The sequence below is a fragment of the Paenibacillus thailandensis genome (assembly GCF_042685365.1).
Classification (GTDB): Bacteria; Bacillota; Bacilli; order Paenibacillales; family Paenibacillaceae; genus Paenibacillus_AP; species Paenibacillus_AP thailandensis.
In genome coordinates, this window is record NZ_JBHUMY010000029.1 from 1 (window position 1) to 12,745 (window position 12,745).

The following is a 12,745-nucleotide window of genomic DNA, read 5'->3' on the forward strand; positions in this document are numbered from 1 at the left end:
TTTTCAAAGAACAATCGTTTCTTTCGTTATCACCGCGTCTCTCAGCGGCGACTTTTATAATATAGCACAGGTGCCTAAAACAATGCAACCCTTTTTTTAAAAAAAATTTATGCCGTTTATTTAAAGCTTCGAACGTTAAGAGCATAGCGGGAAAGTTCCTTCGGGGACGCAATTCGGGCATACATGCGGAATACGATTTTGTATCGTTTCGTAATGGCAAGCTTGATATCTCCGTCGAGACGGGAGTCGTTCAAATCGAGGAGCATTTCATCCAATTCCTTGCGCAATACGTAATCAAGCTCTTTGCATTCTTTGTCGTTGAACAATATTCCGAGCATAACGGTAAACGGCCTCCTTGGATTGCTGCAGCGTATAGCGCCTGAGCTTATTCGGATTCTCCTGAACGACATGTTTGACGTAGAAGCAACATATCGCTTTACTGTTATGCTCATTTATTGGAAAATTTATTACAACCCATTAACCGCCGGCGACCCTTGCGGATTATCCCGTTAAGAAAGGCTGGTCCCCATAAGCCAAGGCGTTATTGTGCTCTCTATAATAGAAGCGACAAGCAGCACCGCGACAACGACAATGCCGAGGGGCACCGTCCGTGGCACGAAACGGCGCAGCTCCGTTCCCGCTCCTTCCGCTCCTTTTCCGCCGGGAATAAAAATTCTTTTCCATACAAGAGCGCCGAATTTCAAACCGTATGCCGCCGCGACAACGACTGCCGGTATTTCCAGAATGCCGTGAGGCAATATGCCGCGAAGAAACATGTCCAGCGTTCCGCCCGCTCCGGCCTCCAGCTGTTTCAGATAAAACAGGTAGCCGAGGACCATCCCGTTGACGACCAGGAAAAACGCCGGCACGATTCCGAGCAAAGCTCCCAAATAGATCACGAACACGGCTTTGACCGCATTGTTGATAAAAATAAACACCATAAAGGAAAGCGTCGGATCGGAAGACTGGCGCAACGTCTCGCCGAGCTCCCGAATCGCTTCGACCTGCCCTCCCAAATAACCGTGCAAAGCGCTGTTGGTCGCTCCTACGACCAATCCCGCCATAAACAAAATGACGCTGAAAGCAATATACCGATGCATCGACTTCAAGTGATCGACGATCGCACTCCATTTAAACAAAGCAGTTCCCTCCCGGCCGCTAGCTCCCTCTCCCAAAAGTCGAACAAGCATGAATAACTTGTACATGTACGAGCATAGATTGTACAAGAAAGAAGCTTTATGAGAGAGGAGCGCTTTACCCATGAATTTCTTCTATGTACTGAACGGCAAAAGAATAAAGCAATATTTTCTGATCGCCATTGCTATCGTGTTCTCCGTAGGCGTCATTTATGCCGAGCGGGACAACATCACCGTATTCGCTCCGCAGCAGCCGGCTGCCATCTACAGCGTATCGACGGACAAGAAGGTCGTTGCCCTTACGTTCGATATTAGCTGGGGTGAAAAAAGAACCGAGCCGATCCTTAACGTCCTGAAAGAGAAAGGCGTCAAGCAAGCAACCTTCTTCTTATCCTCTCCATGGAGCCAAGCTCATCCCGACATTGTCAAAAAAATCGTGGACGCAGGCTATGAGATCGGCAGCCATGGCCATAAGCACGACAACTACAGCAAGCTGAGCGACGAAGAAATCCGCAAGCAAATTACAACCGCCCATTCGATTTTGACCGAAGTGACCGGCAAACAGCCGAACCTGATCCGCCTGCCGAACGGCGATTTCGACAAGCGGGTGCTCCGTATCGCGGAGGAATTGAATTACAAGGTCATTCAGTGGGATACCGATTCGCTGGACTGGATGAACATCGGTACGGACAAAATCATTAACCGCGTCGTGTCCCGCACGCATCCAGGCGACATTATTCTGCTGCACGCCAGCGATTCCGTCAAGCAAACCCACGAGGCGCTCCCGGTCATCATCGATCAGCTGCGCAACCAAGGTTACGAATTTGTCTCCGTGTCGCAGCTGCTGGCCCAAACGGAAGTAAACGGCAAAAGCGTTCAGGACAAAACAAGCTCCGCCGACAATCCGCTTAGCGCCTTCAACGTTGCCGGATAGGCCATAGATACGTCCCTATTTCTATTTTAAGATGCCGATTTCACGGCCGGTGCCGCGGAATCGGCATCCCTGTTTCCAAGAACGCGATGCAGCATCAAGATTTGGTACGCATTGCAAGCAAAAAGCGGAACCATCATAAAGACGATTGCCGAAACGTTAAGCTCCCCTTGGAGCGCCGGCCACGATTCGATAAAGGTAACGGTAAACAGCAAAAACAGACTTGGAATGAAGGCGCTTTTGTTCGTTTGCTTCATTTTGAACCAGGAGACGATCCCGGCGCAGACGAGAAGCCCAAGAGGAAGCGACCAGTAAAACCAGCCGGCGGCATGTTGGCTGTAGAGCATATAACCCATGGCAACCGCGGCAAATACAACGCTATAGCCTTGAAGCGCGTTCCACAAATAGCCTTTGCGGAAAATGCTGAGCGCGATATAGTTTAACGTTAAATAAGCAAAAAAGCCCATATGGCTAAAGGCGCCGAACATAAGTCCGGTAAGCGCCATCATAAAAGCGTTGAAGCCGGTTGCCTTCAGTCCCATAAACCCAAAGTCTTGATCGGTCCACTGCATGATCGTGCCCGTTATGACGGAAGCGCCTAATCCGACCAGCATGCACATGCCGAACAAAAAGCCCCATTTTTTCAAATTCAAGCGACTGTTCCCTCCTTTGGTCTTCTCCTTATTTTACCACGTCCGCATGAAAAAGCTAATCCTTCCGCTGATAATTCCCCCCCTCCGGGTTCATACTAACGGTACTACCCGATTGTCGCTGCATACGCGTCAAGGTCAGAAGGGAGATTTCGGTTCACCATGAGCATTCGTACAATTTTATTTGCGGCGCTTGCCTCTTCCGTTTTGATGATTGCGGGCTGCGGCAGCGAGCCTGCACAGGGCGGCCAGCAGATGAGCTATAAAGACATGAAGTCGATGGTCATTGATATTCTCAAAACGGAAGATGCGCAAAAAGCGCTCCAGGAATCGAGCCAGCAAATGTCCGGATACAGCGCCAGCGGCATCAAGACGCTGTCGGTGCAGGATCAGGAGCAGGTCAGGCTGGCGGTGAAGGACGTGCTTGTATCCCCGGAATACGACAAGGTCATTCGCAAGCTGATGACCGATACCCGTTTCGCGGGCGAATTCGCCAAAGCCGTCAACAAGCAAAATACCGAGATCCACAAGCAATTATTGAAGGATCCCACTTATCAGGCCGATCTGATGAAAGCCATGAACAACACGGATATGCAAAAAATGATACTGGAAGTGCTGCAAAGCAACCAGTATAAAAAGCAAGTGATGTCCATGATGCAAGAGGCGATGGGCAACCCGATCTTCAAACTGGAAATGCTTGATTTGATGAAGGCTGCCGTGAAGGAGCATCTGGAGCCGAAGCCGGACGAGAAGCCTAAGCAAGAAGGCGGAGGAGAAGGGGGCGGCGAAGAAGGCGGCGGCGAGGGAGAAGAAGGCGGCGGCGAAGAAGGCGGAGGAGAAGGCGGTTCCTCCCAATAAGAATGGAGTTCTTATGCGGAAAAAGCGAAAAGCCCGGTTAAACAGGCGTTATTGCCTGCCTAACCGGGCTTCTTGCTTAGCCTCCCAGCTTGTCGACGACCTTGGCGGCCAATTGATCGTAAATCTTGCCGATCTCCGTCTCCGGCTTATACACGGAAGGGGAGAAATCCGGCTCAAGCGGATGGTTGTCCGGCTGGCCGAGCGGAATTTGCGCAAGCAGCTCGACGTGCAGCGTCTCGGCCAATCTCGCGCCGCCGTCGCGGCCAAACACATACTCCTCTTCCCCCGCTTTGTTCCGGTAATAGGACATGTTCTCGACGACGCCGATAATGTCGTGATTGGTCTTCACCGCCATTGCGCCCGCCCTCGCCGCAACGAACGCGGCCGTCGCGTGCGGCGTCGTCACGATAATTTCTTTGCTCTGCGGAATGATCTGATGCACGTCCAGCGCAATGTCGCCCGTTCCCGGCGGCAAATCGAGCAGCATGTAATCGAGCTCTCCCCATTCGACCTCGGCAAAAAAGTTGCGCAGCATTTTGCCGAGCATCGGGCCGCGCCATACGACCGGACTGTTGTCTTCCACGAAAAAGCCCATGGACATCACCTTGACGCCGAACCGCTCGATCGGCACGATGCGCTCGTCTTCGACGGAAGGGCGTTCCTCGATTCCCATCATATCGGGAACGCTAAAGCCGTAAATATCGGCGTCGATAATGCCGACCCGCTTGCCCTGCCGGGCCAATGCCGCAGCGAGGTTGACGCTGACGGTCGATTTGCCGACGCCGCCCTTGCCGCTGGCGACGGCAATGAACTGCACGCCGCTGCGGGGATCCAGCAGCGGCGACTGCAGCCCGGCCCCGTGCCCCTTGACGGGGCCGGCCCCCTTGGCGCCAGCCGGCGCGGCGGCTTGCTCCGCCGGCGGCGCCTCCAGCGCGCGAAACCGGCAATGCACGGTTTCGGCGCCCGCCTGCGCGAGTGCTTCGCGCAGGGCGGCTTCCAGCGACGGCTTCAGCTCGTCGCTTGCGGTGAGGACCGTCAACGATACTTGACGGTCCTTGACGATGACGTCGCGTACCGCTACATGGTACGCGCTATATTGTGCCGTTACGGCCTGAACGGCCTCGATTGCTTGCTCGCGTGTCAACATGCTTTTGTGAGCACCACCTTTTTGTGCGATAACGTTACCATTTCGTTTTTCCATTATAGCACAAATTGGACGCGCATCTCCTTCTCATCCGCTTACGCTTATTTTTTCGCCGGAAGCGTACCGGAGCAGCCCTTGGTAAACGGCGGCCGCCACTTGCTTCTGATAGTCCGGGTCGGCCAGCCGGCCCGCTTCGCCGGGATTGGACAAAAACCCGACTTCCACAAGCGCCGTCGGTATCGTTTTGACCGCCTCCAGCACGTATACGCCTTTCTTTAAAGCCGGAAGACGCGTCGTGTTGCCGAGATTGCGCTTGATTTCGTCCTGAATTAATGCCGCTAACAAGGAATTGTCTTGATGATTCGGGTAATAAAACGTTTGAGCGCCCGACCATTTCTCCGACGGAATGCTGTTCATATGGATGCTGACGACAACGCTTGCTCCGCTTTGCTGGATCGTGGAGACGCGCTTCAGCAAATCTTCGGTTTTGCGTTTGCGGATCACGCTCGTATCGGGATTGGCCAGATCGTAATCCCCTTCGCGCGTCAGCACGACCGCAGCGCCGGACTGCTGCAAATAATCGCGAAGATAAAAAGCAATCGCCAGATTGATATCTTTTTCGATAACGCCCGATTTGCTGACGGCGCCTCCGTCAATGCCGCCATGCCCCGCGTCGATGACGACCGTTTTCCCGGCAAGCGGCATCGACCAATACGTCCAGCTTTGACTGGCCGGCGTGTGCCGGCCGAGCAGAACGGCGACCAAAATCACGACAGTCAGCCCAACGGCGATCCGAACCGCGCCTTTATACGTCATCCAGACGATAAGTCTGCGCCCTCGGCGACGAAACATAAAAAACCACCCCGTCCCCCTGATAAGATGTACGCTTCGACCGGACAGGCCAGCCCTGTACACATTATCATTTATATGGGACGAGATGGTCGTTTATGTGTTTATGAAGCTCAAAACGTCAAAGGCTCACGCTTTCACTTCGCCGGTGTTTGGATTAAACGGTCGTTTGCGCCATGCCTTCGATCAAAATTTGCGCGACCTCCGGACGGGAAAACTCCGGCGGCGGGCAGATGCCGTCGCGCAGCAGGGCGCGCACTTTCGTTCCGGACAACGTCAGATGGTCGGACTTATCGTGCGGGCACGTCTTCGTCGTGGCCATGTTGCCGCATTTCGTGCAGTAGAAGCTGTGCTCGAAATAAAGCGGCGTAATGCCCAGATCCGCGGCAGGGATCGTCTTCAGCAGCTCTTGCGCTTCATACGTGCCGTAGTAATCGCCTACGCCGGCATGGTCGCGGCCGACGATGAAGTGGGTGCAGCCGTAGTTTTTGCGTACGATCGCATGGAAAACCGCTTCGCGCGGTCCCGCGTAACGCATAGCCGCCGGGAATACGCCCAGGAAGACGCGGTCCTGCGGATAGTAGTTCTCGAGCAGCGCAAGGTAGCTCTTCATGCGGACGTTCGCCGGAACGTCGTCGGACTTCGTCTCGCCGACAAGCGGATTCAGGAACAAGGCGTCCACGATTTCCATGGCCGTCTTCTGAATATATTCGTGCGCCCGGTGCACCGGATTGCGGGTCTGGAAGCCGACGACGGTCTGCCAGCCTTTCTCCGCGAAGATGCGGCGCGTTTCGGAAGGATCAAAATAATATTCCTCGAACTTCTCCGGCTTCGGACGGTTCAATACGACAATGTCGCCGCCGACGTAAGTGGAAGGACGGGCAAAAAGCTTCTTCACGCCCGGATGCTCCAGATCGTCCGTCTTGAATACTTGAACCGCTTCATGCTTCTGATCGACCTTGTAAATGTCCTGGATATCGATGACGGCGTATACGACGTTGTCCTCGCCGACAAGCGCCGCCCGTTGTCCGGCGCGCAGAGCGGAAGCCTGCGCATCGTCCACCGATAACGTAATCGGAATGCTCCATACCGTGCCGTCGGCAAGGCGCATCCGGTCTACGACGGACCGGTAATCTTGCTCGTTCATGAAGCCTTTGAGCGGCGAAAAAGCGCCGACCCCGATCAAATCCAAATCCGAAATCGTCCAGCTGTTAATGACAATGGTTGTCAGGCTTTCCGCTTCCTTCAGCAGCCGTTCGCGCTCTTCGCCGGCAGCGACACGGTTCACCAGCGTGCCGCCGTGCGGTTGTATTTGACTCATCCTGTTGCTCCTCCTTGATTTCATTCAATGGTGTCCGTCCGATTGCTTATTTATGCAAGCCGCACTCCGTCTTATCCTGACCAGCCCAGCGCCCTGCGCGCGGATCTTCGCCCGGCATGACGGGACGCGTGCAATACTCGCAGCCGATGCTCGGATAGTTCTGGTCGTGCAGCGGGTTGTAGATGACGTCGTTCTCCCGGATATAATTCCATACGTCTTCGGAAGTCCAGCTTGCCAGCGGGTTAAACTTCACGAGACCAAACTTCACGTCGTACTCGACTTTCTTCGCATTGGCGCGGGTAGGCGCCTGATCGCGGCGAATGCCGGTAATCCATGCTTCGTACTTGGACAAAATGCGCGTTAGCGGCTCAACCTTGCGGATGTTGCAACATTGGTTGGCGTCCTTCGTCCACAGCTCCGGTCCATGCTGTTCCGCTTGCTCTTCCGGCGTAAGGAGCGGTTTGACTTGGACAAGCGGAATTCCCGGATAACGCTCGATGAGGCGGTCGCGCGTCTCATACGTTTCTTTGAAGTGAAAATCCGTATCCAAATAGAAAATGTCCGTAGTCGGGCTAATCTTCTGCAGCATGTCGACCAGGACGACGTCTTCCGCGCCGAAGCTGCACGCAAACGTAATGTTCGGGAACGTTTCTACGGCGTAAGCAATAATTTCTTGCGGAGTGGCCGTCTCAAGCTCTTCCGCTTTTTGTTTAATAAGCGCTTCCTTCTCGAATAAGTTCATCGCTTTTCCCTCCGTGTCAATTCCAAGTAAAATTATCTGTATTAAGTTAAATTATAAGTCCTTCCGGCGTATAGTTCAATGGCTAAATGACAAAAAGTCTTGACAGCATTTCCCTTTTTTGAACAATAGCCTAGGAAAAACGGCCGTCCGCCGGCTTCGTTAATTCCATATTGAAATTAACTCTCAATTAGATGGGCAAGCGGCCAGGCAAGAACCTTCTTTTCGCATTATATGGTCAAGTGCCTTTCCTGTGCGTGCCCATCTCCGTACCGGCCCGCTCCCCTGCCCCAACATGCGAAACCTTCCGCGCGAAAATCGCAGCGGGAGGTTCGTCGCCAGGCGGCGCAAACGGATGGTCTAAGCATCGTCTATCGAGGGGGGGCAGATCAAGTTATCCGTCCCGGGTATCGCTTAAGTCAGCCAGGCCGCACGTTCTAACGGATGAAAAAGCGAAGTTTCCGCTTTAAGCGTTCGGGTTCCAGCCTTTAAGCACGTTTTCGACCGTCCACCCGGAAGCTTCTTCATCCGACAATTGACGGCGCGTATCGGTAACGGCGGCGCCGGGCCCGTAGTTCTTGTATTCGTAGAGCCGGGCGTCCGCCGCGGAGAAACCGGACATATCGGTCCAGCCGATCGGGTTGATATGGGCACCCATCTCGCAATTCATATAGACGACGCTGGCGATCGCATCCGGATTGCCGCCCGGATGCCAAGGACGCCCCAGCCAGACGGTGCCGGGAGCGGCGTCGCTTGTCAGCTTGCTGTTCAGGATGAGATAGCCGTACGGTTCCGTGATCATCGTGCTCGCTGCCGTAATGTACCCGTTATTGGTCGAAGATCCGCGGTCGAGCGAATGAATCGTACATTCCTCGAACACGGCGGACGATCCGCCGAAAATAAAATCGACGTCGCCTTCGATGTAGCATCGGTAAAAATATTGGGTTCCGCCGTTCGTCAGCAGCGTGTCCTGATTCCCGATGAAGCGGACGTTCTCGAAGCGCTGCCGGTCGCCGCGGACATTCAAGGCGACGGCTTGCTTAGCGCCGGCCTCGACGGAGGATTCGTCGAACGAATTTTCGATCGTCATGTTTTTGGCGATAAAATCGCTGCCGTTGACGAACATGCTGGCGCTGCCGCTTGTGCCGTAAGTGCCTCCGGTCGGCTTTTCCTTGCCGGAGTAATTGTCATAGGTAATGACCGTACCTTCCGCGCTCTCTCCAATCATCGCAATAAACGGTTTGTTGGCGGGAACCGTAACCACTTCTTTATAGATCCCGTCTTTAATGAAAATTTCGACTCTCTCCGAGTTGTTCGCTTGAACCGCATCGATGGCCGCTTGCACGGTCGTATAATCGCCCGTACCGTCTTGCGCCACCGTCATCCGGCTCGGAAGAGCTCCGAGCTGCGGCCTTAAATCGCGGGTTAGCTTCAGATCACCGGCGGTCAAAGCGGTTCCTGCGGCATCTGCGGAATTGGTGCCGACTGCCGCCGCGTACACGCGGTTCTCGAAATAGCCGGTCGTTGTCGCGGCTTCGAGCAGCTTTTTGGCATAGCTGCCGCCCCAGGAATAGCCGTCTCTGCGCTCCTGCTCGATTTCCTGAATGCTGTATTTAATGACGCCGTCGCGTCCGGAGAAAATCCCGCGGTTCGTGCCGATCTCATAGAACCGGTACCATGTGACGGATGCCGGGTCTTCCACAAAATAAACGCCGTTCGGATCTGCGCTCACATATTTGATTCCTTCGAGCTTCACTTCGTCGAACCATTGCAGCGCACCCGCTATCGCGCGCTTGATCTCGTCGGTCTGATTCGGACGGCTCATCAAATAACGAACGATGCCAACCGACTCGGAGCCGGAAATGGAAGGATGCTCATAAGCTCTGGCGCCCTTCGGCTCGTAGCTGTACGGGTCGTGCTGCGCGCACCAGGCGGTCAGTTGGCCGTCGACGACAATTTGCGATTTCAAAATATACTCGATCCCGCGATCTCTCGCCTCCTCCAATTCCGCTATCGTGGCATCGTCGACCAGATTCGTATCGAACGGATATTGCTTGAGGACGATGTCGTCGATCAAATCCAATACTCGGATCATGGCGTTATCGTTAAACGTGACGTAATTGGAATAGTACGTGCTGTCGCCGGGAGCGCCGCGCTCCGGATACACTTGCGGCCATCCTCCCGTATCGTATTGCATGTTCAGCAGGAAGCCGATTCCCTTCAGCACGCTTTCCTTCAGCGAATCGTCGCCCGTCGCCCGGTAAACCTCGGCAATGAACCTGATTTCACCGGTTGTCGCATTGTTGTCGATGGAACCAAGCTCCGTTACTCCGTCCGCGCCCAGCTGCGCCGACTTGCTTTCCGTCCCGTTCCAAGCCCGGTCGTAAGGCATCGACTTCGTCCAGCCGCCGTGGTCCATTTGCCAAGAGACCAGATTATGAGCCTTCTCGATCGCGGCATCAAGATCTCCTTCGAATTCGTACTCTTCCGCCTCTCCCGTTATCGTCGCATCCTTGCCGAACGATTCGGCCGTCTCGAACAAAATAACCGTGTTGCCGAAACGGTTCGTTCCCCTAGCGGCTTTTACCAATTCCAAATCTCGAAACGCGGGGGCCAGCGACTCCCATGAACCGGTCGGCGTACGAAGAGCAAAATCTTTGTAATCGACCGTTTCAAGTTCGCCGTTTAAAATGACGGCGGCAATGTTGCTTGCCACCGTATAAGCGCCGACGATGCTCAGCTTCTTCGCGCTGCCCGATTCGGCGGCAATCCTCTCCGCAACCTCGCCGGCTTCCGCAGCCGTCAAGTAATCCTTGGCGCCAAATCCGTTATTCGCCGACATGTAGCCTTCCTTCACAACGGCGCCTACCCCGCCGTTGCTTCCTTCCGAAGCGCCGGTTAAGTGAAGGGCCCGGGCGATCATATTCGCCGCATCCTTCCTTGTGATCGGCTCGTCCGGCTTTATCAGGCCGTCCTTGCCCGGTTCGGCATAACCCGCGTCCCGCGCGGCCTCCAGCACGTACGCGTCCCAATCGCCAAGCGGCTTCTCCCATACGGAAGTTTCGAGCTCCAAGTTGGGGAATTCATCCCTTTGAATGTAACCTAGCGCATCGTTCAGAAGCGACATGAATTCGATGCGGGCAATAGGGCGGTCCGTTTCGCGTTCGGGAGCCAAGATGCCCAGTGTCGTTAGTTTTTTCATCAGCGATCCGCCGATCATATCCGACACTTCGACTTCTTCCAGAACGCCGGGACCCGGTTCGCCCATATCCGGAGCATTGTGAATACGGAGATGATCGATATTTGCGCCGCCGCTTGATCCCGTTGCCGTCATTCGAATAACGTTAGTCCCTTCGTTGAGCTTCGTCTTCATACGGGCTGTGCTCCACTTCGCGAAATCTCCCGTCGACGGAAAGCTTAACTGCGCGGCGGCGACGGTCCCGTTCACTTTGATTTCCGCCGGACGATCTTCCGCTGCGCCCGAAGCGTAACGGAATTCAAGCGTATAATCTCCCGATGCCGGCATATATACGGTCCATTCGATCCATCCGCCGGCCGTATTCGGGTTGAAATCGACAAAGCCGGCTCCCGTATAACCAAGATGCTTATTATCCACAATCGTACCCGATCCTATTGCGTCCTCGGCTTCATAAGTCGAATCGACGACCGACGGATCTTGTCCATCGTCTCCCTCCGTATCGCCCAGACTTCCGCCCTCGCCTGCTCCGGTCTCCTCATCCGGCTCCATATACGGCAGGCCGGTAAGTTCAAGCTCGTCCACATCACGACCGCCCGTGCTGCCGTTCGGCATAAACGTATCGGCCCTCTCCGCCGCGTACCCGACGCTCGGCGTTGCCGAGTAGAGGGGTAGTGCCGCTATCGCAGCTGCGAGGAACGGCATGGCAATCTTTTTCATTCGCATCATTGAATTCCCCTTCCTTATCCTAGAATGGAATACAGCACCCCTATTATATGTAAGCGTTTTCTATTATGTACATAATCCATGTACAACCTGCTCGCTGGAACGTCCGGTTGTTCCGCGATACCCAACAAAATGATTATGCGTGGAATGGCTCCTCCGCCAAAGTGTCATTATCTCGACTTCCTATATGCAAAAAAAGGCATCTCCGGAGAGATGCCTTCTTGGGTATACCGTACGTATTAACGTTTCGAGAATTGTGGCGCGCGACGAGCCGCTTTGAGACCGTATTTTTTACGTTCTTTCATGCGTGGGTCGCGTGTCAGGAAACCAGCGCGTTTCAGAGCCGGACGGAATTCCGGATCTGCTTTCAGCAGCGCGCGGGAAATGCCGTGACGGATAGCGCCGGCTTGGCCGGAAATGCCGCCGCCGTTTGCAATTACGATAACGTCGTAGTTGTTAAGCGTTTCTGTGAGAGCAAGCGGTTGTTTAACAATCAGCTTAAGCGTCTCCAGACCAAAATAGTCGTTCAGGTCGCGTTTGTTAACGATGATTCGTCCTTCACCCGGCACAAGACGTACGCGTGCAACAGAGTGTTTACGACGACCGGTTCCATAGTATTGTACTTGAGCCATGAAACTGTCCTCCTCTTTAATTAGCCGCGAAGTTCGTAAACTTCAGGGTTTTGTGCTTGGTGTGGATGCTCCGAACCAGCGTATACTTTCAGTTTAAGCTTCATTTTGTCGCCGAGACGGTTCTTCGGCAGCATGCCGTGTACAGCCAGCTCAATGACACGTTCAGGTTTGTTTTTGATCATTTCTTGAGCCGGAGTCACTTTCAGGCCGCCCGGATACAGGGAGTGACGGTAGTACATTTTGTCCGTCATTTTCTTGCCTGTCAGTTGAATTTTCTCAGCGTTGATGACGATTACGAAATCGCCGCAGTCAACGTGAGGTGTAAATTGTGGTTTATGCTTGCCGCGAATCAGGCTTGCAGCTTCGCTCGCCAGACGACCAAGCGTTTTGCCAGTCGCATCAATGATGTGCCACTTGCGTTCAACTTCGTTCGTCTTCGCCATAAAGGTGGTACGCATGGATGATCCTCCTTCAATTGTTCACGTTCTTAAGTTTATGTTCCCGTCATCAAAAGTCCGCTAACGCACTCGTTCACGCGCTGCCCGTCCGACGGTACAAACATC

At 54.1% G+C, this 12,745-nt stretch carries 12 protein-coding genes; 2 read left to right on the forward strand and 10 right to left on the reverse strand.

From position 1 onward, the window contains the following. Positions 1-116: 116 nt before the first annotated feature. Positions 117-338 (reverse strand): hypothetical protein, encoded by a 222-nt coding sequence (locus ACFSW5_RS19595; protein ID WP_379276796.1) that lies wholly within the window; start codon positions 336-338, stop codon positions 117-119. Positions 339-509: 171 nt separating this feature from the next. Next, the gene (locus tag ACFSW5_RS19600; RefSeq protein ID WP_379276799.1) at positions 510-1,139 is read right to left on the reverse strand and encodes a stage II sporulation protein M; all 630 of its coding nucleotides are present in this window, start codon (positions 1,137-1,139) and stop codon (positions 510-512) included. Positions 1,140-1,260: 121 nt separating this feature from the next. Between ACFSW5_RS19600 and pdaB the strand changes: the two genes are divergently transcribed. Continuing rightward, entirely contained in the window at positions 1,261-2,070 is an 810-nt protein-coding gene (pdaB, locus tag ACFSW5_RS19605; protein ID WP_379276801.1) for a polysaccharide deacetylase family sporulation protein PdaB, read from the forward strand. 26 nt (positions 2,071-2,096) lie between these two features. Here pdaB and ACFSW5_RS19610 read toward each other — a convergent pair whose 3' ends face one another. Then, positions 2,097-2,720, reverse strand: a complete 624-nt coding sequence (locus ACFSW5_RS19610) for a KinB-signaling pathway activation protein (protein WP_379276803.1) — start codon at positions 2,718-2,720, stop codon at positions 2,097-2,099. 159 nt (positions 2,721-2,879) lie between these two features. On the opposite strand from ACFSW5_RS19610, the gene gerD reads away from it, so the two are divergent. Further along, on the forward strand, positions 2,880-3,575 hold the full coding sequence (gene gerD, locus ACFSW5_RS19615) for a spore germination lipoprotein GerD (protein WP_379276806.1): 696 nt from the start codon (positions 2,880-2,882) through the stop codon (positions 3,573-3,575). 76 nt (positions 3,576-3,651) lie between these two features. Here gerD and ACFSW5_RS19620 read toward each other — a convergent pair whose 3' ends face one another. From ACFSW5_RS19620 to rplM, 7 genes are all read right to left on the reverse strand, one after another. Beyond that, positions 3,652-4,722: an Mrp/NBP35 family ATP-binding protein gene (locus tag ACFSW5_RS19620; protein WP_379276809.1), complete on the reverse strand. Its 1,071-nt coding sequence runs from the start codon at positions 4,720-4,722 to the stop codon at positions 3,652-3,654. Positions 4,723-4,806: 84 nt separating this feature from the next. Further along, positions 4,807-5,571, reverse strand: coding sequence for an N-acetylmuramoyl-L-alanine amidase CwlD (cwlD, locus tag ACFSW5_RS19625; protein ID WP_379276811.1), 765 nt, complete (start codon positions 5,569-5,571; stop codon positions 4,807-4,809). A gap of 154 nt (positions 5,572-5,725) precedes the next feature. After that, positions 5,726-6,889 carry a sulfate adenylyltransferase gene (gene sat / locus ACFSW5_RS19630; RefSeq protein WP_379276813.1) on the reverse strand — a complete coding sequence of 388 codons (1,164 nt, stop codon included), beginning with the start codon at positions 6,887-6,889 and terminating at the stop codon, positions 5,726-5,728. A gap of 46 nt (positions 6,890-6,935) precedes the next feature. Beyond that, positions 6,936-7,631 carry a phosphoadenylyl-sulfate reductase gene (locus ACFSW5_RS19635; protein WP_379276815.1) on the reverse strand — a complete coding sequence of 232 codons (696 nt, stop codon included), beginning with the start codon at positions 7,629-7,631 and terminating at the stop codon, positions 6,936-6,938. Between the two features lie 463 nt (positions 7,632-8,094). Continuing rightward, positions 8,095-11,553 (reverse strand): pectate lyase, encoded by a 3,459-nt coding sequence (gene pelA / locus ACFSW5_RS19640; protein ID WP_379276818.1) that lies wholly within the window; start codon positions 11,551-11,553, stop codon positions 8,095-8,097. 236 nt (positions 11,554-11,789) lie between these two features. Then, positions 11,790-12,182, reverse strand: a complete 393-nt coding sequence (rpsI, locus tag ACFSW5_RS19645; RefSeq protein ID WP_379276821.1) for a 30S ribosomal protein S9 — start codon at positions 12,180-12,182, stop codon at positions 11,790-11,792. A 20-nt stretch (positions 12,183-12,202) separates the two neighbouring features. Next, positions 12,203-12,640, reverse strand: a complete 438-nt coding sequence (gene rplM / locus ACFSW5_RS19650; protein ID WP_379276824.1) for a 50S ribosomal protein L13 — start codon at positions 12,638-12,640, stop codon at positions 12,203-12,205. Between the last annotated feature and the right edge of the window lie 105 nt (positions 12,641-12,745).